The following is a 25,417-nucleotide window of genomic DNA, read 5'->3' on the forward strand; positions in this document are numbered from 1 at the left end:
TACCGCCGCCGGGTGGCGTGTTGCTGTTAGGTGCTGTGTTGCTGTTGGGTGGCGTGTTGCTGCTGGGTGGTGTGCTGTCGCTGGGTGCCGCACACTCTGCCGGGGTGCGATGTCCGTGGAGCCGGTGCGTGGCGTGCGGCGTGCAGCACCGTCGGCGCGCGGTTTCTCGGGTCGCTGCCCCTCCTCCGGGTCAAGCGCTCCCCACGGAACGCGCGCGACGGCCCACGAGCCCGCGGCACCGGCGAGACCTGCACCCACTGCGCCGGCGTCGCACCCTCTCTGCAGGAGGTGCAACGCGCGGGTTGCCGCGCGCGCTGCACCGTCGGCGCGCGGCATTATGGGTCGGCGCCCGGTCCATAGCCCCAGCGCTGTTGGCGGAAGCCGCGCGGCGACAGGGGAACCGACGCCGCGACGAGCTGCCCCCGCTCCGCCGCGCTGCACCTGTCGCAGTGGGTGTGGCAGCTGAACGCCCCGTCGGCCACGGCGTGGACCGTCGGACTGGGGCTGGTGGTGGCGGCGTCGGTGGGTGCGGTGGAGCTGGCCGGCGGCACCCGCAACACCGCGACCCGCGCCCGGTGCGGCGGCGACACGCTGCGGAACCGGTGTGGCGTCTCGGCACGCGCATACTCCGGTCGCCGCGAGGCTTGCCCGGTCGCAGGCAGCCTTGCAGCCTGCGCGTTGCTCGCGAAACCGGCGCGCTGCTCACGAACCCACGCGGTGACTGACGAATCCGTGCGGCAGGGAGTCGCGCGCGGCGGCGGTGCCGGGGGCGGCAGCGGCTGGCTGAGGGGGTGCGGCGCCGCGGCTGTCCTGACGCCCCGTCGACGCGCGGCTTCGACCGTGCTGCGGGCGGGTCCTGTCACGAAACCCGCCCGCCCGCTCGACGCACGCGGAGCGAGGGCCACCCCTGAACGATCGTTAATCCGTGTTGCCCACGATCCGGAGGGCGTAGTCGGCGTACTGGTCGGCGACCTGGCGGGCGGTGTAGGTGCCGGCGGGGCGGAACCAGGCCTTGGCGCTGTTGCCCATCTCGAGGATGAGGTAGCTGGCGGTGCGGGGGTCGGCGACGTGGAAGCGGCCCTCGGCGCAGCCGCGTTCGACGATTCCGCGGATGCGGGCGCCGTAGGCGTCGCGTTTGCCGATGATCGTGGTGCGGTAGGGCTCGACGAGGCTGCGGATCTCGGTGTTGCAGACGGTGACCTCGGCGGGGTTCTCCAGGAAGTCCAGCACGGTGGCGGCGGCTGCGGCGTGGAGCTGCGCGGCGACGTCGGTGACGCCGGTGAGGGCGGCGGCGAGTGCGTCGAGGGCGCGGTCCATGGCGACGTCCATGATCGAGAACAGCAGGTCCTGCTTGGACGGGACGTGGTTGTAGAGGTTGGGCGCGGACACGCCGAGGACGTGCGCGATGTCCTTCATGGACGTGCCGCGGTAGCCCTGGGCGGCGAACAGGTCGCGCGCCGCGTGTTGGACCGTCTGCGACGAGACGGGCGTTGACCGCGTCACGCGGCTCACATTATCGTGGATCCGGTCCTGAATGAACGTTAATTAAGGACGAGCAGCACGAGGCCCTGCGGCGAGGCCAGTCGCCGGGCCCGCGAGGGGCCGCTCCTGCCATGCGACCCCCGCGCCGGTCCCGAACCGAGGACGACGACGACGAAGTCCGCGGCCCGCCCCGACCCGGCGGACCGCGAGGTCCGACGAGGAGACGACATGGCGACGCCTGCAGCACCGAGACCGCCGGGGACGCCGGCGGCAGGGACGTCAGCGGGGAGGCAGCAAGGGCCACCGATGCGCCGGGTCGCGGCGTCGGTGCTCATCGGCACGACGATCGAGTGGTACGACTTCCAGCTCTACGGCGCGGCGGCGGCCCTGGTGTTCGCGCCGCTGTACTTCCCGAACGTCGACCCGCTCGCGGGCACCCTGCTCGCGTTCTCGACGTTCGCGATCGGTTTCGGTGCGCGCCCCTTGGGCGGCATCATCTTCGGGCACTTCGGCGACCGGATCGGCCGCAAGAAGGTGCTGGTCATGTCGTTGACGATGATGGGGCTCGCGACGTTCCTGATCGGCCTGCTCCCGACGTACGCGTCCATCGGCATCTGGGCGCCGATCCTGCTGGTGGTGCTGCGGCTGTTGCAGGGTTTCGGCGTCGGCGGTGAGTGGGGCGGCGCGGTGCTGACGGCGGTGGAGTACTCGTCGAAGGGTAGACGTGGGCTGTACGGGAGCCTGCCGCAGATCGGTGTCCCGGCCGGTCTGCTGTTGTCGACGCTGGTGTTCCTCGCGGTCAGCGGTCTGCCCGACGACCAGTTCATGGCGTGGGGCTGGCGGATCCCGTTCCTGATCAGCATCGTGCTCGTGGGGGTCGGGCTCTTCATCCGGCTCACGCTGACCGAGACGCCGGTGTTCGAGAAGGTCCGCGAGACCCGCACCGAGGCGCGGGTGCCGCTGTGGCTCGCGATCCGGACGTACCCGTTGCAGATCCTGCTGGCCATCGGCTCGATCGTGAGCACGGGCTCGTACTTCTACGTCGTCAACACGTATGCGCTGAGCTACGGGCCGTCGGCGAAGACGTTCTCGCGCAACGAGATGCTGGTGGCGATCCTGATCTCGGCGGCGGTCGCGGCGGCGGCGTTGCCGGTGTTCGGGGCGCTGTCGGAGCGGTTCGGGCGGAAACGGATGATCCTGGCCGGCCTGGCGGCGATGGCGATCTGGATCTATCCGACGATGCTCGCCGTCGACAGCGGGAACCTGGGGTTGCTGGTCGGCGCGTACCTGGTGGGCGCGGTCTTCTTCAGTGTCTCCTACGGCCCGCAGGCCACCTACATCGTCGAGATGTTCGACGCGCGGGTCCGCTTCAGCGCGGCGTCGACGAGTTTCCAGATCGGGGTGCTGCTGGGTGGCGCGTTGGCCCCGATCATCGCCGCGGCGCTGGTGGAGGCGACGGGCTCGGTGATCTCGGTGGCCGTCTACGTGTGCGTGATGTCGCTGATCTCGCTGGTGTGCGTGTGGGCGATCAGCGCGACGACCATCGCCCGCGGCAGCGCGGACCTCGACGACCCGTCGGTCGCCGTGACCGACCTCGAGAAACAGCAGGGATGAGCAGCACGTGATCACGACCTACCTGGACGACATCCGCGTCGGCGACACCTCGGTGTCGCGGGCCAGGACGATCACCGAGACCGATCTCGTGCAGTTCGCGATGATCACCGGTGACTGGCACCCGATCCACACCGACAAGGAGTACGCCGCCGCGGATCCGCGGTTCGGGCAGCGCATCGCGCACGGGGCGCTGGTGATCTCGTTCGGGCTGGGGCTGGTCGAGTTCTGGCCGCCGGCGATGAAGGCCTTCTACGGGCTGGACACGCTGCGGTTCGTGGCGCCGACCGTCATCGGGGACACCGTCCGAGTCGAGACCGAGGTGCTCGACGTGGCGGCGCGCCCCGATGGCGACGGCGTCGTCACGTACCGGTTCGTGGTGCTCAACCATCGCGACGAGCCGCGGTGCGTCGCCGACCTGAAGGCCCTGGTGGCCCGGAAGCCGGAGGGCTGAGCGGGATGCACGTCTACCCACGCGAGGAACGCACGATCGGGCAGGTGCTGGCGGAGAAGGCGTGGCGCGTCGGTGACCGTCCGTTCCTGCGGGTCCGCGGCGACGGCGGCGAGTGGGCCGACATCAGCTACGCCGACATGCACCGCCTCACCGACGACTACGCGCGCGGGTTCGCAGGCCTGGGCGTCGGCAAGGGGACGACGGTGGCGGTGATGCTCGGCAACTGTCCGGAGTTCCTGTACACGTGCTGGGGGCTGGGCAAGCTGGGCGCGGTCGCGGTGCCGCTGAACACCGCGGCGAAGGGTGACCAGCTGGAGTACTACCTGCGGCAGTCGGGCTCGGAGTGGGTCGTCGCCGAGGCCGCTTTCCTGCCGACCCTGGCGAACGCACTGACGGCGACGGGCGCCCGGACGATCGTGCAGGGGGACGGGGGAGACCACGCGCTCGCCGACGTCGCCACCACGAAGGGGGAGACGCCGCAGTCGGACGTCAAGCCGTCGGACCCCATGCTGATCATGTACACCTCCGGGACGACGGGCCCGTCGAAGGGCGTGGTCTCGCCGCACTCGCAGGGCCACGCCGTCGGCGAGGTGATGGCCCGGCACTGCGAGTACGGCCCCGACGACGTGCTCTACACGTGTCTGCCGCTCTTCCACGGCAACGCGATCTGGTACTCGGTGTACGCGGCGCTGTGGGGCGACTCGTGCATCGCGCTGGCGCCGCGGTTCTCGGCGCGCTCGTTCTGGCGCGACATCCGGGAGTCGGGCGCGACGGAGTTCAACGCGTTGGGCGCCATGGCCAACATCATCTGGCAGCTGCCCGAGGACCCGGCCGACCGCGACCACCGGGTCCGCAGCGCGATGGTCGTGCCGACGACGCGCCCGCTCGTCGACGGCTTCAAGGACCGCTACGGCATCACGGTCACCTCGGTGTTCGCGATGACGGAGAACTGCGCGGTGACGGTGCTGGGCCCGCACGACCCGCCGGGGAAGGCGGCGTCGGCGGGGCGGGTGCGCGACCACGTGGCGGTGCAGATCGCCGACGACGACGGGGTGCCGCTGCCCACGGGGGAGGTCGGCGAGATCTGCATCCGCCCGAACGGCCCCGGCATGATCATGCTCGGCTACCACGACATGCCGGAGGCGACGGTCGGCGCGATCCGCGACCTGTGGTTCCTCACCGGCGACCGCGGGTGGCTCGACGACGACGGCTACCTGTACTTCTCGGAGCGCAAGAAGGAGGTCATCCGCCGGCGCGGGGAGAACATCTCCGCCTACGAGCTGGAGACCATCCTGTGCAAGCACCCCGACGTGCACGAGGTCGCCGCGGTCGCGGTGCCGTCGGACCTGTCGGAGGACGACGTCATGGTCTACGTCGTGCCCGCCGACGGCGCCTCGCCCGACTTCGCCGAGCTCGTCGGCTACTGCGTCGAGAACATGGCGTACTTCATGGTGCCCCGGTACTGGCAGCTGATCGACGAGCTGCCCAAGACCCCGAGCCAGAAGGTGGAGAAGTTCAAGTTGAAGGCGGCGGCGGTGGACGGCAGGGACGAGTTGTGGGACCGCGAGAAGGCGGGCATCACGGTGCGGAGGAACGGATGACCCCGCCGGTCGAGGTGGTGATCGACGGTGGTGCGGCCGCGATCACGCTGACCCGGGAGAAGGCGCACAACGCGATGAGCCCGGACCTGCTGGAGGGCCTGCACGCCGCGGTGGAGAAGGTCACCGAGGCAGGCTGCCGGGTCGCGACGGTCCGCGGCCGCGGGAAGGCCCTCTCCGCCGGTGCCGACCTGCCCCACCTGCTCGGGCTGGGCGACGACCGCGACGCCGTCGCCGCCTACATCGCGCAGATCGGCGCCGCGCTCGACGCGATCGAGGCCGCGCCGTTCGTCTCGATCTGTGTCGTCGACGGCTACGGCGTCGCGGGCGGGTGCGAGCTGATGCTGGCGTGCGACCTCGTCGTCGCCTCCACCGAGGCGAAGATCGGCGACCGGCACATGGAGTACGGGATGATCCCGGGCGCGGGCGGCTCGGTGCGGCTGCCGCGGGTGCTCCCGGCGGCGCTGGCGCGGCGGCTGCTGTACACGGGCGAGATCGTCGACGGCGCGACCGCGGCCGCGATGGGGCTCGTCGGCTGGTGTGTCTCCCCGGAGGAGCTGGAGTCGACGGTTCACGCGATCACACGAAGGCTGTTGCGGCACAGCCCCTCCGCGCTCGCGGGCGTCAAGCGCATGTACTTCGACGGCCTGGCGATGCCCTACCGCGACGCGCTCGTGGCCGAGCAGCGCACCGTCGTCGAGCACCTGACCGGCAACCCCGACGCCCGTGAGGGTCTCGCGGCGTTCGCCGGGAAGCGTGCACCGAACTTCCAGGGAGTCTGAGAAGTGGTTTTCCAGCAGAAGCGCGACGCCGAGGGCCGCGTCGTGTCCGGCCTGTGGTTCGAGGAGCTCACCGAGGGCCTCGTCGTCGAGCACGCGATCCGGCGCACCGTCACCGAGACCGACAACGTCATGTTCACGACGATGACGATGAACCCGGCCGCCGCCCACCTCGACGCCGACTACGCCAAGGGCACCGAGTTCGGCCAGGTGCTGGTCAACAGCATGTTCACCGTCGCGCTGGTCGTCGGGCTGTCGGTGCCCGAGCTGACGCACGGCACGATCCTCGCCCAGCTCGGCATGGACGACGTCACGTTCCCGAAGCCGGTGTTCGTCGGCGACACGATCCGCGTCGAGTCGGAGGTGGTCTCGGCGAGGGCGTCGAAGTCCCGGCCGACGCAGGGGATCGTGGTGTTCGAGCACCGCGCCCACAACCAGCGCGACGAGCTGGTGTGCCAGGCCCGTCGAACGGGCCTGATCCGCCGAGCCCCTTCGCAGGGGGCCTCGTGACCGCCGTGAAAGACGACGTCACCGTCGCCAAGGAGACCGCGCTCGCCGGGCTCGACACCTCCCGCTGGCCCGCGAAGCTGCCCGTCCGCGACCGGCTGACGCTACTGTTTGACCCCGGCACGTTCGTCGAGGACGGGCTGCTCGCCAACGCGCGCAGCGAGGGCCTGCCCGCCGACGGCGTCGTCACGGGGGTGGGCCGGATCGAGGGGCGGCTCGTCGCCGTCATCGCGCACGACTTCACCGTGAAGGCCGGGTCGTGGGGCGAGCTGGGCTGCGAGAAGCAGATCCGCATCCTCGAACGCGCCGACCGCGACCTGCTGCCCGTCGTCTATCTCGTCGACTCTGCGGGCGGGCGGCTCAACGACCAGATGGGCTTCTTCCCCAACCGCCGCGGTGCGTCGCGCATCTTCCACCTGCAGGTCAGGCTTTCCGGCCGGGTGCCGCAGGTCTGCTGCCTGCTCGGGCCGTCGGCGGCGGGCGGGGCGTACATGCCGGCGTTCACCGACTGGGTCGGGATGGTCGAGGGCAACGCGTCGATGTACCTGGCGTCACCGCGGGTGGCGGAGAAGGTCACGGGCGAGATCACGACGTTGGAGGAGATGGGTGGCGCGCGCATGCACGCCACCGTGTCCGGCTGCGGCGACGAGGTGTTCGGCAGCGACGGCGAGGCGATCGCGGCGGCCCGGCTGTTGCTGACCTACCTGCCGTCGTCGTTCGCGCAGCGGCCCCCGGTCACCGAGGCGCGCCCGCCCGCGACCGGTCACTGGCCCGACGACCTCGTCCCCACCGACCCCAACCGCCCCTACGACGTCAACGACGTCATCGACCGCATCGTCGACGCCGGTTCGTTCTTCGAGATCAAGTCGGGCTGGGCGACGGAGATGGTGTGCGGGCTGGGGCGCCTCGACGGGAAGGTCGTCGGGATCGTCGCCAACCAGCCGTCGGTGCGCAGCGGCGCGATCTTCGTCGACTCCGCCGACAAGGCCGCCCGGTTCATCTCGCTGTGCGACGCGTTCAACGTGCCGATCGTGTTCCTGCAGGACGTTCCGGGCTTCATGGTCGGGGTGGCCGTCGAGCGGCAGGGCATCATCCGGCACGGCGCGAAGATGCTGGTGGCCATGGCGTCGGCGGAGGTGCCGCGGTTCACCGTGGTGCTGCGCAAGGCCTACGCGGCGGGCTACTACGCGATGTGCGCGCCCGGCTTCGAGCCCCGCGCCACGCTCGCGCTGCCGACGGCGACGATCGGCACGATGGCCCCCGAGGCGTCGGCGAACGCCATGTACGCCAACAGGATCGCCCAGATTGAGGACGAGGGGGAACGGGCCGCGTTCGTCGCGCGGCGCGTCGCGGAGCAGGAGGCGGAGGTGAACCTGCTGCGGATGGGCAGCGACCTGGTCGTCGACGCCGTCGTCGAACCGGGCGACCTGCGGGCCGAGCTGATCGCGCGGGTCGCGGCGGCCGACGGCTGGGAACGGTCTTGTGGGAAGCGTCATCACGTGGTGAGCCCGGTATGAGGAGCCTGCTGTTCGTCCCGGCCGACAAGCTGGAGCTGCTGGCCAAGGTCCCGCGCTGGCAGCCCGACGCCGTCGCGGTCGACCTGGAGGACGCGGTCGCCGTGGCGGGAAAGTCCACCGCCCGCGCTGGTCTGGTGAACCAGCCGCTCGATGCCGGCGGAGCCACCGTCCTCGTCCGCGTCAACGCCCCCGGAACCCCGTGGTTCGACGACGACCTCGACGCCGCCCTGAGCAGCGGCGCGGCCGGCGTCATCGTCCCCAAGGCGGAGGACCCGGTGGTGCTCGCGCAGGTCCGGGAACGCACCGCGGGCCGGATCCTGATGGCGGGCATCGAGTCCGCGCTCGGCGTCGTCAACGCCCGCGAGCTGTTCGCCCACGCCGACACCGGGTTCTTCGGCGCCGAGGACTACATCGCCGACATCGGCGGCCGCCGCAGCCCCGGCAGCCTCGAGGTCCTCTACGCGCGCAGCCAGACCGTGCTCGCGGGGCGGCTGGCGGGGATCCCGCTGCTCGACCAGGTCGTCACCGCGATCGGCGACGCCGAGGCGTTCCGCGCCGACGCCTCCGACGGCCGCGACCTCGGCTACGCCGGGAAGATCTGCATCCATCCGTCGCAGGTGGCGTTGGCGCACGAGGTGTTCACACCGTCGGTCCCGGAGATCGAACGCGCGCGGCGGGTGCTGGAGGCCGAGTCGGCCGGGGTCGCGGTCGTCGACGGGGAGATGGTCGACGCCGTGCACCTGAAGCTGGCGCGTCAGGTACTGGCGCGAGCGGGGGAGAACGCATGAGGACCGTGCTCGTCGCCAACCGCGGGGAGATCGCCGTCCGCATCGTGCGGGCGTGCCACGACGCCGGGCTGCGCGCCGTCGCCGTGCACTCGTCGCAGGACGCGGGCGCGCCACACACCTTGCTGGCCGACGAGGCGTTCCCGCTGCCCGACGGCGGGTATCTGGCCGCTGACGCGTTGCTGGACGCGGCGCGGGTGACGGGTGCCGACGCCGTGCACCCCGGCTACGGGTTCCTCTCCGAGGACGCGGGCTTCGCCCAGGCGGTGATCGACGCCGGGCTGACGTGGGTCGGACCGTCGCCCGCGGCGATGCGGGCGTTGGGGGACAAGGTGTCCGCCCGCGCGATCGCCCGGCGCGTCGGCGCCCCGATGGCGCCCGGCACGACCTCGCCGGTGTCCGGGGTCGCCGAGGTCGAGGCTTTCGCCGCGGCGCACGGCTTCCCGATCGCGATCAAGGCGGCGTTCGGGGGTGGGGGCCGGGGCCTGAAGGTGGTGCACACCGAACGCGAGATCGCGGGCGCCTTCGAGTCCGCCGTCCGCGAGGCCACCGCGGCGTTCGGGCGCGGCGAGTGCTTCGTCGAACGCTTCCTGCCGCAGGCCCGCCACGTCGAGGTCCAGGTCCTCGCCGACACCCACGGTGCGGTCTCGGTGCTCGGCACCCGCGACTGCACCGTCCAGCGGCGCAACCAGAAGCTCGTCGAGGAGGCACCCGCACCGTTCCTGTCCGACGCGCTGCGCGCCACCCTCCACGAGGCCGCCACCGCGATCTGCCGCGAGGCCGGCTACACCAGCGCCGGGACCGTCGAGTTCCTCGTCGGCGCCGACGGTACGACCACGTTCCTGGAGGTCAACACCCGGTTGCAGGTCGAGCATCCCGTCACCGAGGAGGTCACGGGTGTCGACGTCGTCGGCGCCCAGTTCCGCGTCGCCGCCGGGGGATCGCTCGACCTGCCCGCCGACGTGCCCGTCCGCGGTCACGCGATCGAGTTCCGGATCAACGCCGAGGACGCCTCCCGCGGCTTCGCCCCCGCGCCCGGCACCGTCACCCGGTTCGAGGTGCCCTCCGGGCCGGGCGTGCGCGTCGACGCCGGCATCGCCGCCGGTGGGCGGGTCGGCGCCGAGTACGACTCGTTGCTGGCCAAGGTGATCGTCAGCGGGGCGACCCGGTCCGAGGCCCTCGCCCGGGCCCGCCGGGTGCTCGCCGAGACCCGGGTCGACGGCGTCCCGACGGTCCTCGACGTGCACCGCGACCTGCTCGCCGACCCCGCCTTCACCTCATCCGAGAACTTCTCCGTCCACACCCGCTGGATCGAGGAGGAGTACCTGCCGCGACGCGGACCGGCCGAGGCCGACCCGACCGTCGGTGTGCTGCGGCTGGGTCGTCGCACGCTGCGGGTGTCGTTGCCCGGCATGGCCGAGCTGACCGGCGCCGCCGCCGACGCGGTCCGGGCCGGACTGCTCGCCGGGGCCGACCGGGGCGCCGGGGCCGCGGCCTCGCCCGACGCGTTGGTCTCGCCGATGCAGGGCACCGTCGTCCAGCTCGCCGTGGAGAAGGGGGCGCAGGTCGCGGCGGGTGACGTGGTCGCCGTCGTCGAGGCCATGAAGATGGAGAACGCCGTGCGCGCCACCGCGTCGGGCATCGTCGTCGAGCTGCCGGTCGCGATCGGCGACAGCGTCGCCCAGGACGCCCTGCTGTGCCGCCTGGAACCGGCCGACTGACAATCCGCGCGCAACCTCAGCGCTGCAGCTCGGCCTGCAGACAGCAGTGAGGTTGCGCGCGGGTCGGGGCCTGGACGCCGCAGACGATCGTCGGGTTGCGCCGTACACTGCGGCTCCGCCGACGCGAGGAGTCCTGTGCAGACGAGTGGCCCGCCACAACGGCATCTCGGGAGCTCGAGTGTCGTCGCGCGGGTCGAGAACGCACTGCGTGACGACCTGGCATACGGCCGGTGGGCCCCCGGCGAGAAGCTACCCGCGGAGCCGGCCCTGGCCCGTGAGCTGGGGGTCGGGCGTTCCTCGCTGCGCGAGGCGATCAAGCTGCTCACCCGCGAGGGACTGCTCGTCGTGCAGCACGGTAACGGCACGTTCGTCGCCGACGCGCTACCGCTCCCGGCCGCCACCGGGCTGACCGCCGACGCCGGGGCCGGTACGTCGCAGCTGCTGCGCCGGGCCCGGATCCTCGAGGTCTACCAGGTGCGACGGGCCCTGGAGGTCGAGGCGGCGCGGATCGCGGCGGAGGTCGCCTCGCCCGACGACATCGACGCCCTCGAAGAGGTCCTGGCCCACCGCCAGTCGCTGGTCGGGGCCGACACCGCTGCGTTCGTGCAGGCCGACACCGCGTTCCATCGCGGGGTGGTGGCGATGGCCGGCAACGGGCTGCTGCTCGACCTGTTCGACCGGTTCCGGGAGTCGCTCGCGCACGCGCTGGCCGCCCTCGTCGACCAGGAGCCGCTGCCCGACACCACGGACGAGCACGCGGCGCTGCTCGACGCGATCCGGGCAGGGGACCCCGCGGCGGCGATCGCGGCGACCGTCGCCAACTTCGACGTGATCTTCGAGATGTTCCGGACGACCTGAGGAACGGCGGCCCGGGGGCGATCAGGCCGGTGGGCCGAGGGGGCCTGCGGCGACGCGTTCGGTCCGGGCCGCGTCGAGGGCGGCACGTACCGCGGCATCGGAGATGATCTCCACCAGCGCCGGGCCGTGCGCGGAACCGACCAGCCGGGCGAGCGGGTCCGCTGCCTCGTCGGTGACCTCGTGACGCAGGACCTGGCCCACCCAGTCGTGGTGCAGCACCTCGTCGGCGGCGCGGGAGTAGACGACCTCGGGGAAGCTGCCCGGCGGGAACACGGAACGGACCAGTCGTTCGAGCAGCGGGCGGTCGCTGGGGGTGCCCATCCCCGGAGCGTAGGCGAGCGGTCAGATGTCTGACAACTGTCGCCGCGGTCACGTCGAACGGAGAACGCGACCCGTCAGAGCGACTTGCGCGACGGCCGGCTGCGCAGCGCGGCGACGTAGTCGTCCGGGGCGCCGGCCAGCTCCGCCGCGTCGGCGATCACACCGAGGTAGCGCGCCGAAGGCATGCCGCCCTCGTAGGCGTCGAGCACGTAGATCCAGGCCAGGACGTCGCCGTCGAGGGTGTGCACCCGCAGCCGCAGCTTCTTGTGCAGCCCGAGCTCCCCGCCCTCCCACCGGTCGAGGGTGGCGGCGTCCTGGTCGGGCACGTCGTAGAGCACGACGAAGACCTGCGACGTCGGATGCTCGACGACCGTTGCGAGCGCACCCTCCCAGGCGAAGTCCTCGCCACCGAAGGTGAGGCGCCAACCCTGCAGCCACCCCGTGCCCGCCATGGGGGAGTACGGGGCGCGCTCCTTCATCTGGGCGGGGTCCATGTTCGACCCGTACGCGGCGTAGAGCGGCACTCGGACAGACTAGTCATGTCCCGTGCGGCACCTCGCCCGTGGGCCACACCCCGTTCACAGGACGGGCGTACTGTCTGCGTCGTCCCGATCGACGCGGAGGAGGGCGAACCGGCGTGACCCGGATCGTGATCATGGGCGGCGGACCCGCCGGCTACGAGGCGGCGCTCGTCGCCGCACAGCACGGGAGCGAGGTCACCGTCGTCGAACGCGACGGCATGGGTGGCGCATGCGTCCTCGACGACTGCGTGCCGTCCAAGACCTTCATCTCCAGCGCCGCCGTGCGCGTCGACCTGCACCGCGCCGAGGACCTCGGCGTCCTCCTCGACCGCAACACCGCCGGCATCGACCTCCCCAAGGTCCACGGCCGCGTGCTCAGCCTGGCCCGGGCGCAGTCCGCCGACATCCGCGACCGCGTCGCGGGCGAAGGCGTCCGGATCGTCGACGGCACCGCCTGCTTCGGCGAACCCGCCCCCGGCCGCGCACCCCAGGTCGTCGACGTCACCACCGCCGACGGCGCCGAGGAAGAACTCCCCGCCGACATCGTGCTCGTCGCCACCGGAGCCACCCCGCGCATCCTCGACTCCGCACGCCCCGACGGCGAACGCATCCTCACCTGGCGCCAGCTCTACGACCTTCCCGCGCTGCCCGAGCACCTCGTCGTCGTCGGCTCCGGGGTGACGGGCGCGGAGTTCGTCTCCGCCTACGTCGAGCTCGGCTGCCGCGTCACCCTCGTGTCCAGCCGCGACCGGGTGCTCCCCGGCGAGGACGCCGACGCCGCCGCCGTGCTGCAGGAGGTGTTCGCCGAGCGCGGCGTCGAGATCCTGGCCAACGCCCGCGCCGAGTCGGTCACCCGCGAGGGCGACGGCGTCGTCGTGACCCTGACCGACGGCAGCCAGGTCCGCGGCTCCCACGCCCTGATGACGGTCGGGTCCGTCCCCAACACCGCGGGAATCGGGCTGGAGAAGATCGGCGTCCACACCGACGGCGGCGGGTTCGTCACCGTCGACCGCGTCTCCCGCACCTCCGTCCCCGGCGTCTACGCCGCGGGCGACTGCACCGGCGTCCTCATGCTGGCCTCGGTCGCCGCGATGCAGGGCCGGATCGCGATGTGGCACGCGCTCGGCGAGGGCGTCGCCCCGATCAAGCTGCGCACCGTCGCCGCCAACGTGTTCACCAGGCCCGAGATCGCGACGGTCGGCATCAGCCAGCGCGTCATCGACGCCGGCGAGGTCCCCGCCCGCACGGTCATGCTGCCGCTGGCCACCAACCCGCGCGCCAAGATGCGCGGCCTGCGGCGCGGCTTCGTGAAGGTGTTCTGCCGGCCCGCGACGGGCGCCGTCATCGGCGGTGTGGTCGTGGCGCCGGTGGCGAGCGAGCTGATCCTGCCCATCGCGCTGGCCGTGCAGAACGGCCTCACCGTCGACGACCTCGCCCACACCTTCTCCGTCTACCCCTCGCTCTCGGGGTCGATCACCGAGGCCGGCCGCCAGCTCATGCAGCACGACGACCTGGACTGACGGCCTCGACCAACCGGGCGCAACCTGACTGCTGCGAATCGGCCCGCGGGGAGCAGTGAGGTTGCGCGCGGGTGGCAGCTCTCCGCGCAGGGCCGCGCCGGACGAGACGGCCGCGCAGGGCCACGCAGGGCGTGCCGAGCAGGACAGGCCGCGCGCAACCTGAGTGCTGCGAATCGGCCCGCGGGGAGCAGTGAGGTTGCGCGCGGGTGGCAGCTCTCCGCGCAGGGCCGCGCCGGGCGGGACGGCCGTGCCGGGCCGCGCCGGGCGGGACGGCCGCGCAGGGCTGCGCCGAGCGTGCCGAGCAGGACAGGCCGCGCGCAACCTGACTGCTGCGGATCGGCCCGTCGACAGCAGTCAGGTTGCGCCCGGTATTCGGCGCCGGGTCGTCGGCGGATCCCGGGGTCGGGTCCGGGGGAACCCCGATTCCCGGGGGCGTGCGCGGGACGATGCTCGAGGACATGACCACACTGCAGAACGCCACGACCCGGGTGCCGGTCGTCCCCGTCGTGGCCGCGGCCGTCGCGTCGCAGTTCGTCGACGACCTCGCCTACCTCGTGCTGCCGCCCGTCGCGATCATCGCGCCGATCTCGGCCTTCCTCGCGGTCCTGCTGACGGGCGTCGGCGCGCGGCTGGTGACACGGAAGCTGTCGGGGCCGTCGGTGGCCCGCACCGGGCTGGCGGTGGGAGCGGTGTCGGCGGGCATCGGGCTGCTGGTCGGCGGCTTCGGCTGGCTGGGCATGATCCTGGCGACGTTGACACTGGTCGCGGGCGTGGCGGGCGCGGTCGTCGGCCGCAGGAACGAGGCACTCGGCGACTGAGGAACGACGAGACCCCCGCACCGGCGAACCGGGCGGGGGTCTCGGGTTCAGGCGGTGCGGGCGACGCCGTCGCGGCAGCCCGGCAACGGGCAGCCGGTGACGGCGGGCAACGCGTCCCTGACCTGCGGGTCGGTGCTGGTGGCGACGAACGGCCAGTGGCCGGCGAAGCGCTGCACGTACCAGTAGAGGAACACGTGGTCCTGCGCCTCCGGGTCGGCGACGAAGATCGCCGGGCCCGGGAGCGCGTCGACCCAGCGCACGTAGGCGCTGGTCGCCGCGGCCGGCGGGCGGGGTGCCCGCCGGGTGGTGAGCCAGTCGTCGGCCCGGCCGCGCCAGGACCTCAGCGCGATCGGGTGGATCGTGGCCCCGGGCAGCTCTCGCACGTTGACGGTGAACGTCGAGACCAGGGTGCCGTCCGCGCGGTGCGCGGCCGACGCCACGGTGAGCAGCGAGTACGGCCCGGGGATGGGACCTTCGACGTGGATGTGGTTGCTGACGTACACGTTCTCGTGGGGCATGACGGATCCTGGAAGTCCGGAGTGGTGATGGACGCGTTCGTGGCGTGGCTCGGCCGACGCGGTGAACGGGATCCGCGGCGCGGTCACTCCGCGTGGCGGAAGTACCGGGCCCGTGGATGGTCACACGGGTGTGAAGTTGTCAGGCGCGCTGCCGTCCGGCGGGACGCCCGGCCGCCGTCGCCTGGGGCGGCGGTCGGCCTGCGGGTCACCGTAGCCAGCAGTTGATCACCGGGTCAAGGGACGGAGACCAGTGCGTCCGGGGTCGTGACCAGCGCGAAGTCGGTCGGGGGAGAGGTGTTGTCGGCCGACCACCGGACCCGCGTGACGCCGAGGGCGCCCGCGGCGAAGCGCAGCACCGGGGGCAGCGAGTCGGCGACGGCGCCCGGCCAGCCGGCCCGGCTGCGGACCCGCAGCTCGGCGGACGGGCCGGCGAGCGCCCCGACGAGGGCGATCTCGCCGACCATCTCGCCGGTGGTCGGCTCGCAGACGGCCCACGTGCAGGTGGTGTCGCCGATCCAGCCCGCATCGGCGGCGGCGACGCCCCCGTCGATGCCCAGGTCGGCGTAGGCGGGTCCGTCGTCGACGCGGTCGTCGGACCGCGGCGCCCGCAGGTACCAGGCGCCGGCGTTGATCTCGACGGCCTCCAGGGTCAGTCCTTGATCTCGCAGATGACCGAGCCCTGGGTGATCGACGAGCCGGGCTCGGCGGACAGGCCGGTGACGGTGCCGTCCTTGTGGGCGGTGACGGGGTTCTCCATCTTCATCGCCTCGAGGACGACGACGAGGTCGCCCGCGGAGACGGTGTCGCCGTCGGACACCGCGACCTTGATGATTGTGCCCTGCATAGGGGCGGTTACCGAGTCGCCGGAGGCCTTGACGCCGCCGCCACCGGACTTGCCGCGCTTGCGCGGGGCCGCCTTCGCCGCGCCACCACCGCCGGTGCCGATGGCGAGGTCACCGGGCAGCGACACCTCCAGGCGCCGGCCGCCGACCTCGACGACCACCGACTGGCGCGGCGCCTCGTCGGACTCCTCGTCGCCGGCACCGGCGAAGGGCTCGACGGTGTTGTCCCACTCGGTCTCGATCCACCGGGTGTGCACGGTGAACTCGTCCTCGGCGTCGGCGGTGAACGCCGGGTCGGAGACGACGAGCCGGTGGAACGGCAGCACCGTCGCCATGCCCTCGACCTGGAACTCGGCCAGGGCGCGCCGGGACCGCTCGAGGGCCTGGGCGCGGTCGGAGCCGGTGACGATGATCTTGGCCAGCAGCGAGTCGAAGTTGCCGCCGACGACCGAGCCGGCTTCGACGCCCGCGTCGACGCGCACGCCCGGCCCGGCCGGGTAGCTGATCGACGACACGGTGCCGGGTGCGGGGAGGAACCCGCGGCCGGCGTCCTCGCCGTTGATGCGGAACTCGATGGAGTGCCCGCGCGGCGCCGGGTCCTCGTGGAGGTTGAGCTCCTTGCCCTCGGCGATGCGGAACATCTCGCGGACGAGGTCGAGCCCCGAGGTCTCCTCGGAGACGGGGTGCTCGACCTGCAGCCGGGTGTTGACCTCGAGGAACGTGATGAGGCCGTCCTGGCCGATGAGGAACTCGACGGTGCCGGCGCCGTAGTAGCCGGCCTCCTTGCAGATCGCCTTGGAGGCGTCGTAGAGGGTCTTGCGCTGCTCGTCGGTGAGGAACGGCGCGGGGGCCTCCTCGACGAGCTTCTGGAAGCGACGCTGCAGCGAGCAGTCGCGGGTGCCGACGACGACGACGTTGCCGTGCTGGTCGGCGACGACCTGCGTCTCGACGTGGCGCGGCTTGTCGAGGTAGCGCTCGACGAAGCACTCGCCGCGGCCGAACGCCGCGGTGGCCTCGCGGACCGCCGACTCGTAGAGCTCGGCGATCTCCTTCTCCTCGCGGGCGACCTTCATGCCGCGCCCGCCGCCGCCGAACGCCGCCTTGATGGCGACGGGCAGCCCGTGTTCCTTCACGAACTCGAGGACCTCGTCGGCGCCGGACACGGGGTCGGCGGTGCCGGGGACGAGCGGGGCGCCGGCGCGCATGGCGATGTGGCGGGCGGTGACCTTGTCGCCGAGGTCGCGGATCGACTGGGGTGACGGCCCGATCCAGGTGATCCCGGCGTCGATGACGGCCTGGGCGAAGTCGGCGTTCTCCGACAGGAAGCCGTAGCCGGGGTGGATGCCGTCGGCGCCCGCCTGCTTCGCGGCGGCGATGACCTTCTCGATGTCGAGGTAGGTCTCGCCGGCGGTGCTGCCGCCGAGCGCGAAGGCCTCGTCGGCGAGCCGGACGAACGGGGCGTCGCGGTCGGGGTCGGCGTATACGGCCACGGAGGCCAGACCCGCGTCCTTCGCGGCGCGGATCACGCGGACCGCGATCTCCCCCCGGTTGGCGACGAGGACCTTGGTCAGCTCGGGCACGTCCGCTCCTCCGTGGTCGGCCGGCCCGTTGCGCCGGCGCAGTGGTCTCGCGAGTGTATGAGGATCGGCGGCCTCGTCCGGGTGCGGAGTTCTGTGGCGTTTCCGACTTTGCGGAGCGCGTCACGGCCGCTCCCGCCACCTTGATCGTGTCAGCGATGTGGTGCAGGTCGCAATTCGTGGCGGGTCAGCCGAGACGGAGGGTGCGTCCGCCCACCTGGACGAACAGCGCGCCGCCCCCGCGGCGGACCGTCGGCACCCGGCGGCGGGTCGGCGCGGACGTGCCGTCGTAGCGCCACCCGGCCTCTCGCGACGCGAGCTCCTCGGCCGCCGACGGCGGCAGTTGCCCCGCGGCGCGCAGGGCGCGGGCGACGTCGAAACCGTCGCGCAGCGACCCTCCGGGCGCGACCCCGTCGAGGTGCGTGGCGACGACACCCGCCCAGTGCTGCCCGTGCGCGGCGGCGAGCAGCGGCCAGGTCCGCGCGATCTCACCGGACCGCTTGCGCAGCAGCGCCCGCCGGACCGTCGCGAGCCGGACGTCGTCGAACCCCGCGGGCACCGCGGCGCCCGCGACGAGCGAGTCGACGAGCGCGGCCTGCGCGGCGGCGAGCGAGCCGGTCACTGCAGTGCTCCCGTGAGCCGGGCGGTGCGCGCGATCGTCGTGAACTCGGCCGTGAGCTCGGCGGCGGGCGGGTAGTGGCCGTCGCGTTCCAGCATCACCGCGGGCGGGCGCGCCCGGTCGCACAGCTCCCCGAGCAGGGCGAGGACCTCGGCGGGCACCGCATCGGTGTGGGTGTCGTGGTAGACGCCGGGGTCGCCGTGCGCGGCGTCGCCCGCGTGCTCCGACCCGCCCGCGACGTGCACGTACGCGACCCGGTCGAGCGGCAGCGCGTCGAGCACCGCACGCGGGTCGGTGCCGCGGTTGCGGGCGTTGGCGTGGACGTTCGCGACGTCGAGCAGCAGCAGCGCCCCCGTCCGGTCGAGCAGCCGCGTGAGGAACTCGGCCTCGGTGAACTCCGCGCCCGGCCAGTCGAACAGCGCGGCGATCGGCTCCAGCGCCAGCGGCACGTCGAGGACGGCCTGCGTCGCGGTGACGTTGGCGACGAGGACGTCGAGCGCCTCCCGGGTGCGTGGCAACGGGAGCAGGTGCCCGGCGTCGCGGCCCGCGACCCGGGTGAACGAGACGTGCTCGCTGACCAGTGGCGCGCCCAGCGCGACGGCGCACGCCGCGAGGTGCTCGGCGCGGTGCCGGTCGAGGCCGTCGGCGCTGCCGAGTGACAGCCGCACACCGTGCGGGATCACCGCAACCCCGCGATCCCGCAGCTCCACCACCCCTCGAGGTGGAGCTGCGGGATCGACCGACTCTGCGATGACCTCGCAGAAGCCCAGGTCCGGCAGGTCGTCGACCACGCCGGCGATCTCGGGGCGCCAGCCGACGCCCGTTCCGTGCAGTGCGAGGTCAGCCACCGCAGCCGCCTCCACCACCACCCCCACCGCAGCCGCCACAGCCGCCGCCGGCACCCCCGCCGCCGTCGCCGCCGCCGGAGTCGCCCCCACCTGAGGCCGCGGCACGCTGGGCCTCTAGCTCGCTGGCGAACGCCGGGTCGGACGCCCACAGGGCGCTCATCCCGAAGACGCCGACCCCCAGCGCGGCCCCCGCCGCGCCGTAGGTCACCCAGTCCGGGTTGTTGGCCGGGGAGAGCCGGTCGTGCAGGTCCCGCAGCATCGAGACGGTCGAGTTGCCCAGTGGGGTGCGCCCCGGCACGCGCGCGGTGAGCACGATGCCGATCACGCTCACCACCAGGAACGCGGCGACCATGAAACCGACGGGCTTGCCGTTGGCGATGCCCGCGACGATCCGGAGCAGACCGAGCGCGGCCACGGCCAGCATCCAGGCACCCGCGGTACGGACGGCGCGCTGCTCCCCGGCGTCCAGGAGCAGTCCGTCGGCGACGAGGCGCTTCTCGATCCGGCCGAGCGCCGCGACCACCGGCTTGTGGCGCTTCAGCCGCGCACGTGCGACCGGTGACGACGCCGTCCGGTGGATCGCCTTCTCGAGAGGGTCGGCGTCGGCACGCAGGGTGCCGGCGGCGACGACGTTGCCGCGACCGGCCGTCGCCACCGTCTTGTCGACGCGCATCGACGACAGTGCGGCGAACACGGCCAGGTCGGCGCCCCCGTTGAGGAACGCGACGTCGTAGGGCGCGCTGGTCAGGTCGACGGACAGCCGGTCCCCCCGGCGGCGCCCGACGACGGCCCGGCGCGTGCGGACCGCGGCGATCCACACGACGACGGCGAGGAGCAGGTAGAACAAGATGAACGTCTGGCTGCTGATGCCCCAGGTGTCTCCTGCGGCGGCGAGTGGCCTCATGTGAACACCCCCTGTGGTCGTCCTCGTGGGACGACCACAGTGTGTCGGGCGTCATGGACCGGATGGAATGTTCCTCACCAAGACTTGAGGTTCGCGGTCCGTCCGCTCAGGCCGCGGTGAGCGCCCGCACCTGCCGCTTGATCCGCGACAGCATCGCCGCCATCCCGCGCAGCCGCAGGGGGCTCACCGCCTCACCGAGTCCGAGTGCGACGTAGAAGTCGTCGGGCACACCGAGCACGTCGGCCGCGGACTCCCCGTCGAGCCCCGTGTGCATGATCGACGCGAAGCCCCGCGTCGTCGGGGCCTCGGGCGGGGCGGAGAAGAACAGGTGCACCGTCTGTGCGTCGTCGACCTCGACGGCCAGGAACAGTGGCGACTGGCACTCGTGCACCTGCTCCATCGAGTCCGCGGCGTCGCCGTAGCGGGCCGGCAGCTCCGGCAGCTCCTGCGACAGCTCGAGCAGCAGCTGCAGCCGGTCCTTCGGACCGACGGCGGAGAAGTCGTCGACGAGCTCTGCCAGCTGCGGCGGCAGGTCAGCCACGCTCGGGCCCCTGCGCGACCGGCACGCGAACCGCGTTGCCCCACTCGGTCCAGCTGCCGTCGTAGTTGCGGACCGCGCCGAAGCCGAGCAGGTGGGTGAGCACGAACCAGGTGTGGCTGGAGCGCTCCCCGATGCGGCAGTAGGCCACGACCTCGTCGTCGGCCGACAGGCCCTGCTCGGTCAGGTAGATGGCCTCCAGGTCGGCGCGGGACTTGAACGTCGCGTCCTCGGCCGCCGCGCGCGCCCACGGCACGCTCGCCGCGCCGGGGATGTGGCCGCCGCGGACCGCGCCCTCCTGCGGGTAGTCGGGCATGTGCAGCAGCTCGCCGGAGTACTCGCCGGGGGAACGCACGTCGACCAGGGCGCCGCTGCCGGCCTTCACCTTGTCGAGGTGGGCGAGGACGTCGTCCTTGAACGCGCGCAACGTCACGTCGTCACGCTCGACGACCGGGTACTCGACGGCCGTGGGCTTGGGCTGCTCGGTGGTCATCTCGCGGCCCTCGGCCACCCACTTGGCGCGGCCGCCGTCGAGGATGCGCACGTCGGCGTGGCCGAACAGCGCGAACACCCACAGCGCGTAGGTGGCCCACCAGTTGTTGCGGTCGCCGTAGAACACGACGGTGGTGTCGCGGCCGATGCCGCGCTCGCCGCAGATCTCGGCGAACCGGGCGCCGTCGACGTAGTCGCGGGTCACCGGGTCGTTCAGCTCGGTGTGCCAGTCGACCTTCACCGCGCCCGGGATGTGCCCGGTGTCGTAGAGCAGCACGTCCTCGTCGGACTCGACGACGACGAGTCCGTCCGCGCCGAGGTTCGCGGCGAGCCACTCGGTGGTGACGAGGCGCTCCGGGTGGGCGTAGTCGGCGAGCTTCGGGTCGGTGTCAGCGGGCAGAGCCATGCGCCCGACGATAGTCCCCGGCACCGACACCGGCGCCGCGTCACCCGCTGCGATCGGCCCACAGCTGCACCGGCGAGAGACCGACCCCGCCGAGCAGTCGCCGCACCAGGGGCAGGCTGATCCCGATGACGTTGGACGGGTCGCCGTCGATGCCGTCGACGAACCAGGCGCCGAGCCCGTCGAGGGTGAACGCCCCCGCCACGGCGAGCGGCTCGCCCGTCGCCAGGTAGGCGTCGAGCTCGGCGTCGGTGGGCCGGCCGAAGCGCACGGTCGTCGTCGCGCAGCCCTCCGCGACGCGGTCGATGTCGCCGTCGTCGAGGCGCAGCACGGCGTGACCCGTGACGAGCTCGCCGGTGCGCCCGGCCATCGCCTTCCAGCGCGCGCGGGCGGTCTCGACGTCACGCGGCTTGCCGACGAGCTCGTCGTCGAGGAACAGCATCGAGTCGCAGCCGACGACGACCGCGTCCGGGTGGGCGGCCGCGACGCGGCGGGCGACGGTGGTGGCCTTGGCGCCGGCCAGCGCGGTGACCTTCCGGCCGGGGGAGGCGTGCGGGGTCGTGGCGAGCAGGGCGTCCTCGTCGACGTCGGAGACCTCGACGAGCGGGTCGAGCCCGGCGGCGCGCAGGACGGAGAGCCGGGCGGGGGAGGCGGAGGCGAGGACGAGACGCACCCCGCGAGCCTACGGACGCCGAGCGGGGTACATGATCGGTCACTCACAGTTACTAATGATGAATGATTATTCGGTGCGGAATGGCACATTTCACCAGGTCTGGTGCAACCGCGTCACCCGCTGCTAGCGTCGGGCGTACACGGACGTTTGACCCTGCGTGACAGTGGGCTCCCCTCAACCGCACTCCCGCAGCGTCGACTCCCTCACGCTCACCCACGGATCGGGACGACGATGTGGACATCGCTGGCCTCCTGGCTGCCGCGCGGTCGTGACCTACCTGCCCACGAATGGGCCCGACGTCACCGCTTCCTCGTCGCGGTGCTGCTCCTGCACGTCCCCGCGCTCGTGATCGTGGGCCTGGTCGTGCGCGCAGAACCCGGCCCCCTGGCCCTCGGCCTCGCCCCGGTCGTCGCGCTCGCCGGCCTCGGCCGGCTGCTGCACGCCCACCGCCGCCCCGCCGCGATCGCGGTCACCGCGGGCCTCGTCTACTGCTCCGCGGTGCTCGTCGTTCTCACCCACGGGACGATCGAGTCGCACTTCCACTTCTTCATCGTCATCGGGTTCACCGCGCTCTACCAGGACTGGGCGCCGTTCCTGTTCAACATCCTCTTCACGTTCCTGAGCCACGGGATCGGCTCCGCATTCGCCTCGAACCTGATCTTCGACCACGGCTCGGGCGTCCGGAACCCGTGGCTGTGGTCGGCCATCCACGCCGGCGCCGTGCTGCTCGCCTGCGTCGGGGTCCTCGTGTTCTGGCGGCTCACCGAGGACCAGCAGCAGGAGAAGGAAGAGGTCGCCCGCAAGCTCACCGACCTCGAGATCGGGCGCAGCCGGTTCACCTCCGACCTGCTGGTCAACCTCGCGCGCCGCAACCAGAGCATGCTCTACCGGCAGCTGGAGATCATCAACCAGCTCGAGGAGCACGAACACGACCCCGACACCCTCGCCGAGCTGTTCCGGCTCGACCACCTCGCCACCCGCGTCCGGCGCAACGCCGAGAACCTGTTCGTGCTCTCCGGCGAGAAGCCCGCCCGCGTGTGGTCGCAACCGGTCCCGCTGCGCGACGTCGTCCGGGCCGCCATCGCCGAGACCGAGGACCTCGACCGCGTCGTCTTCACCGTCGACGAACGGCCCGCCGTCCTCGGCCACATCGTCACCGACCTGACCCACCTGCTCGCCGAGCTCACCGAGAACGCCGTCCGCTACTCCCCGCCCGACACCGCCGTGACCATCCGCCAGCGGCTCGACCGCAGGCCCGGCGGCGGCCACCTGCTGACCGTCGAGGACTGGGGCGTCGGCATGCCCGCCGCCGAGCTCGAGGCCGCCAACACGATCCTCGCGCTGCCGCCCGAGGTCGACCTGTCGGTCGCCCAACGGCTCGGCCTGCACGTCGTGTCCCGGCTCGCCGCGCGCCACGGCATCTCGGTGTCGCTCGACACGACCCCCGGATCGGGACTCACCGCGGTCGTCTCGCTGCCCGCGGAGCTGTTCGTCGCGCCGACCGGTGCACTGCCGCGCGACACCGTCACCGCCGACGTGGGCGCCGAGGCCGTCGGACGGCTTCCCGGTGGCCGGCCCCACCACGCCGACCAGGCCGGCCCGACGGGCCGGTCACCACTGCCCACACCGCGGTCGCGGATCGAACCCGTCGCCGTCCTCGTGGGGCCGACCGCCAACGGCTCGGCGGCACCCGTCCCGGCACCCGTCCCGGCACGCGCGCCCGGCGCCGGTGGCGACTGGCGGGGCTGGTGGGAGCCCGCGTCCGGGGCGTCGTCGATCGCCGAGCCGACCCCGCTGCTCGGCCTGCCCGCCGTCACCCCGGCCGAGGACACCGATCCCGATACCCCGGCCGTCCCGGCCCAGCGCGGTGGCCTCCCCACCCAGCGCGCCACGTCCGACGGCCGGCCGGCGCTGCGCCGCCGCGTCCCCCAGGCCAGCCTCGCGCCCGAACTGCGGCAGAGCGCCGGACCCACCGCGGGCGCCACCGCCACCCCCGCCGTGCCAGCCGCGTCCGCCGCCCGAGCGCTGTCCCGCTACCAGGCCAGCAGGCGCGCCGCGCAGGCCGAGGCCGCCGCAGAAGCCCCCGACACCGGCAACGACCCCACCGACGCCCACGACGAGGAGACAGGATGAACGGTCTGGACTGGCTGCTCGTCGAGTTCCGGTGAACCGTGCCCGGCGTGCGGCACGCCCTCGTCGTGTCCGGCGACGGCCTGCGCGTCGCCGCCTCCGAAGGCATGTCCGACGCGCTCGGCGACCAGCTCTCCGCCGCCGCGTCCGGGCTGCTCAGCCTCGCCAACGGCGCCGCCCGGCTGCTCGACGACGGCGCCGTCACCCAGACGATCGTCGAGACCGCCGGCGGCTACCTGTTCGTGACGCCCATCAGCGCCGGCGCCACCCTCGCCGTCCACGCCGACCGCAGCTGCGACATCGGCATGGTCGGCTACGAGATGACGATGCTCGCCGCCCGCGCCGGGCACGCCCTCACCCCGCAGGCCCGGGTCGGCGAGGGAACGCGCTGATGACCGCGCCGCCGCCCGGCGGTCCCGGCAGGGTCGTGCCCGTCTACGCCGTCACCGGCGGCCGCACCCGCTCCACCGGCCGGCCCCTGCCGCCGGAGTCGCTCGTCAGCGTCACCGGCCGCGCCGCACACGTCACCGGCCTGCAGGCCGAGTACCGCGCCGTCGTCGCGCTCGCCCACGACCCGGTGTCGATCGTCGAGATCGGGGCCCACCTGGGGGTACCCGTCGGCGTCGCCCGGGTGCTGGTCAGCGACCTCGCCGACGCCGGCTACCTCGTCGTCCACGCGGCCGGCCCGCAGGACGCCGCCGGCCGCCCCACCCCCGAGGTGCTCGAACGACTCCTGGCAGGGCTGCGTGCCCGCTGACACCACCCTCGTCCGCTCAAGGTCCTCGTCGCCGGGGGCTTCGGCGTCGGGAAGACGACGATGGTCACCGCGCTGTCGGAGATCCCGCCGCTGCTCACCGAGCAGGAGATGACCGTCGCGTCGGTCGGGATCGACGACGTCGCCGCCGTCCCCGGCAAACGCACCACCACCGTCGCGCTCGACTTCGGCCGCATCACCGTCGACGACGCGATGGTGCTCTACGTCTTCGGCACGCCCGGACAGTCGCGGTTCTGGTTCATGTGGGACGAGCCGGCCCGCGGCAGCGTCGGCGGGGTGGTGGTGGTCGACCTGCGCCGCGTCGAGGACTGCTTCGCCGCCGTCGACTACTTCGAGGACCGCGCGCTGCCCTTCGTGGTGGCGGTAAACGGGTTCCCGGGTGCCGACGAGTTCCCGGTCGACGACGTCCGCGAGGCCCTGGACCTGCATCCCGGCGTGCCCGTCGTGCGGATGGACGCCCGGGTCGAGCACGCCCTGCTCCGCGCCGGCACCTGATACCGCACGAACGGCACAGTGCTGCAACTGAATTGCGCGACTGTGCCGTTCGTGCAGTACGCGCGCAGCGTCGAGCCCCGTCGGGGCTGCGAACGAGCGGCACAGTGCTGC

General features: G+C 72.8%; 26 protein-coding genes and 1 pseudogene. 15 read left to right on the forward strand and 12 right to left on the reverse strand.

What is annotated here, in order from left to right; genetic code table 11:
- Positions 1-918: 918 nt before the first annotated feature.
- Positions 919-1,503 (reverse strand): TetR/AcrR family transcriptional regulator, encoded by a 585-nt coding sequence (locus PSU4_RS19460; protein ID WP_186817065.1) that lies wholly within the window; start codon positions 1,501-1,503, stop codon positions 919-921.
- Positions 1,504-1,788: 285 nt separating this feature from the next.
- Here PSU4_RS19460 and PSU4_RS19465 point away from each other — a divergent pair, with 285 nt between their 5' ends.
- From PSU4_RS19465 to PSU4_RS19505, 9 genes are all read left to right on the forward strand, one after another.
- Positions 1,789-3,096, forward strand: coding sequence for an MFS transporter (locus PSU4_RS19465; protein WP_147110324.1), 1,308 nt, complete (start codon positions 1,789-1,791; stop codon positions 3,094-3,096).
- Positions 3,097-3,103: 7 nt separating this feature from the next.
- Positions 3,104-3,547 carry a MaoC/PaaZ C-terminal domain-containing protein gene (locus PSU4_RS19470; RefSeq protein WP_147110326.1) on the forward strand — a complete coding sequence of 148 codons (444 nt, stop codon included), beginning with the start codon at positions 3,104-3,106 and terminating at the stop codon, positions 3,545-3,547.
- A gap of 5 nt (positions 3,548-3,552) precedes the next feature.
- Entirely contained in the window at positions 3,553-5,148 is a 1,596-nt protein-coding gene (locus tag PSU4_RS19475; protein WP_147110327.1) for an AMP-binding protein, read from the forward strand.
- Positions 5,145-5,927 (forward strand): enoyl-CoA hydratase/isomerase family protein, encoded by a 783-nt coding sequence (locus PSU4_RS19480; RefSeq protein ID WP_147110329.1) that lies wholly within the window; start codon positions 5,145-5,147, stop codon positions 5,925-5,927. Before PSU4_RS19475 ends, PSU4_RS19480 begins: the two co-directional genes overlap by 4 nt.
- 3 nt (positions 5,928-5,930) lie before the next feature.
- Positions 5,931-6,434: a MaoC family dehydratase gene (locus PSU4_RS19485; protein ID WP_246115223.1), complete on the forward strand. Its 504-nt coding sequence runs from the start codon at positions 5,931-5,933 to the stop codon at positions 6,432-6,434.
- Positions 6,431-7,948 (forward strand): acyl-CoA carboxylase subunit beta, encoded by a 1,518-nt coding sequence (locus tag PSU4_RS19490; protein WP_147110331.1) that lies wholly within the window; start codon positions 6,431-6,433, stop codon positions 7,946-7,948. The genes PSU4_RS19485 and PSU4_RS19490 overlap by 4 nt, the downstream gene beginning before the upstream one ends.
- On the forward strand, positions 7,945-8,736 hold the full coding sequence (locus tag PSU4_RS19495; RefSeq protein ID WP_147110333.1) for an HpcH/HpaI aldolase/citrate lyase family protein: 792 nt from the start codon (positions 7,945-7,947) through the stop codon (positions 8,734-8,736). Before PSU4_RS19490 ends, PSU4_RS19495 begins: the two co-directional genes overlap by 4 nt.
- Positions 8,733-10,454, forward strand: a complete 1,722-nt coding sequence (locus PSU4_RS19500; RefSeq protein ID WP_147110335.1) for an acetyl/propionyl/methylcrotonyl-CoA carboxylase subunit alpha — start codon at positions 8,733-8,735, stop codon at positions 10,452-10,454. Before PSU4_RS19495 ends, PSU4_RS19500 begins: the two co-directional genes overlap by 4 nt.
- Before the next feature lie 135 nt (positions 10,455-10,589).
- A complete protein-coding gene (locus PSU4_RS19505) occupies positions 10,590-11,312 on the forward strand; it encodes a FadR/GntR family transcriptional regulator (protein ID WP_147110337.1) in 723 nt (240 codons plus the stop codon).
- A gap of 21 nt (positions 11,313-11,333) precedes the next feature.
- Here PSU4_RS19505 and PSU4_RS19510 read toward each other — a convergent pair whose 3' ends face one another.
- Positions 11,334-11,633 (reverse strand): hypothetical protein, encoded by a 300-nt coding sequence (locus PSU4_RS19510; protein WP_147110339.1) that lies wholly within the window; start codon positions 11,631-11,633, stop codon positions 11,334-11,336.
- Positions 11,634-11,707: 74 nt separating this feature from the next.
- Positions 11,708-12,157, reverse strand: coding sequence for a gamma-glutamylcyclotransferase family protein (locus PSU4_RS19515; RefSeq protein ID WP_147110341.1), 450 nt, complete (start codon positions 12,155-12,157; stop codon positions 11,708-11,710).
- 113 nt (positions 12,158-12,270) lie between these two features.
- Here PSU4_RS19515 and PSU4_RS19520 point away from each other — a divergent pair, with 113 nt between their 5' ends.
- Both PSU4_RS19520 and PSU4_RS19525 read left to right on the forward strand, forming a co-directional pair.
- Positions 12,271-13,674: an NAD(P)H-quinone dehydrogenase gene (locus tag PSU4_RS19520; protein ID WP_147110343.1), complete on the forward strand. Its 1,404-nt coding sequence runs from the start codon at positions 12,271-12,273 to the stop codon at positions 13,672-13,674.
- Positions 13,675-14,132: 458 nt separating this feature from the next.
- Complete coding sequence (locus PSU4_RS19525; RefSeq protein ID WP_147110345.1) at positions 14,133-14,492, forward strand: hypothetical protein; 360 nt, start codon at positions 14,133-14,135, stop codon at positions 14,490-14,492.
- A 47-nt stretch (positions 14,493-14,539) separates the two neighbouring features.
- Here PSU4_RS19525 and PSU4_RS19530 read toward each other — a convergent pair whose 3' ends face one another.
- The 9 genes from PSU4_RS19530 to PSU4_RS19570 all read right to left on the reverse strand — a co-directional run bounded on the left by PSU4_RS19530 (position 14,540) and on the right by PSU4_RS19570 (position 21,906).
- Complete coding sequence (locus tag PSU4_RS19530) at positions 14,540-15,010, reverse strand: hypothetical protein (protein ID WP_147110347.1); 471 nt, start codon at positions 15,008-15,010, stop codon at positions 14,540-14,542.
- Between the two features lie 233 nt (positions 15,011-15,243).
- Complete coding sequence (locus PSU4_RS31905) at positions 15,244-15,474, reverse strand: hypothetical protein (protein ID WP_222596329.1); 231 nt, start codon at positions 15,472-15,474, stop codon at positions 15,244-15,246.
- Positions 15,475-15,659: 185 nt separating this feature from the next.
- Entirely contained in the window at positions 15,660-17,432 is a 1,773-nt protein-coding gene (locus PSU4_RS19540; RefSeq protein WP_147110349.1) for an acetyl/propionyl/methylcrotonyl-CoA carboxylase subunit alpha, read from the reverse strand.
- A 184-nt stretch (positions 17,433-17,616) separates the two neighbouring features.
- A complete protein-coding gene (locus tag PSU4_RS19545) occupies positions 17,617-18,051 on the reverse strand; it encodes an SCO6045 C-terminal-like domain-containing protein (protein WP_147110351.1) in 435 nt (144 codons plus the stop codon).
- On the reverse strand, positions 18,048-18,896 hold the full coding sequence (locus PSU4_RS19550) for an MbnB/TglH/ChrH family RiPP precursor modification enzyme (RefSeq protein WP_147110353.1): 849 nt from the start codon (positions 18,894-18,896) through the stop codon (positions 18,048-18,050). Before PSU4_RS19550 ends, PSU4_RS19545 begins: the two co-directional genes overlap by 4 nt.
- The gene (locus PSU4_RS19555; protein ID WP_147110355.1) at positions 18,889-19,800 is read right to left on the reverse strand and encodes a TIGR04222 domain-containing membrane protein; all 912 of its coding nucleotides are present in this window, start codon (positions 19,798-19,800) and stop codon (positions 18,889-18,891) included. The genes PSU4_RS19550 and PSU4_RS19555 overlap by 8 nt, the downstream gene beginning before the upstream one ends.
- A gap of 106 nt (positions 19,801-19,906) precedes the next feature.
- Complete coding sequence (locus PSU4_RS19560) at positions 19,907-20,341, reverse strand: SufE family protein (protein ID WP_147110357.1); 435 nt, start codon at positions 20,339-20,341, stop codon at positions 19,907-19,909.
- A complete protein-coding gene (locus PSU4_RS19565; protein ID WP_147110359.1) occupies positions 20,334-21,236 on the reverse strand; it encodes a sulfurtransferase in 903 nt (300 codons plus the stop codon). The genes PSU4_RS19560 and PSU4_RS19565 overlap by 8 nt, the downstream gene beginning before the upstream one ends.
- A gap of 40 nt (positions 21,237-21,276) precedes the next feature.
- A complete protein-coding gene (locus tag PSU4_RS19570) occupies positions 21,277-21,906 on the reverse strand; it encodes a Maf family protein (protein WP_147110361.1) in 630 nt (209 codons plus the stop codon).
- A 231-nt stretch (positions 21,907-22,137) separates the two neighbouring features.
- Between PSU4_RS19570 and PSU4_RS19575 the strand changes: the two genes are divergently transcribed.
- The 4 genes and pseudogenes from PSU4_RS19575 to PSU4_RS19590 form a co-directional block, all read left to right on the forward strand.
- Positions 22,138-24,039, forward strand: coding sequence for a sensor histidine kinase (locus tag PSU4_RS19575; protein ID WP_147110363.1), 1,902 nt, complete (start codon positions 22,138-22,140; stop codon positions 24,037-24,039).
- Positions 24,040-24,086: 47 nt separating this feature from the next.
- On the forward strand, positions 24,087-24,428 hold the full coding sequence (locus PSU4_RS19580) for a roadblock/LC7 domain-containing protein (protein ID WP_373866078.1): 342 nt from the start codon (positions 24,087-24,089) through the stop codon (positions 24,426-24,428).
- On the forward strand, positions 24,428-24,793 hold the full coding sequence (locus PSU4_RS19585) for a DUF742 domain-containing protein (RefSeq protein WP_147110367.1): 366 nt from the start codon (positions 24,428-24,430) through the stop codon (positions 24,791-24,793). The genes PSU4_RS19580 and PSU4_RS19585 overlap by 1 nt, the downstream gene beginning before the upstream one ends.
- 39 nt (positions 24,794-24,832) lie before the next feature.
- Positions 24,833-25,306, forward strand: a pseudogene (locus PSU4_RS19590) (GTP-binding protein); the annotation flags it as partial.
- Between the last annotated feature and the right edge of the window lie 111 nt (positions 25,307-25,417).

Source organism: Pseudonocardia sulfidoxydans NBRC 16205 (genome assembly GCF_007989085.1).
Taxonomy (GTDB): domain Bacteria; phylum Actinomycetota; class Actinomycetes; order Mycobacteriales; family Pseudonocardiaceae; genus Pseudonocardia; species Pseudonocardia sulfidoxydans.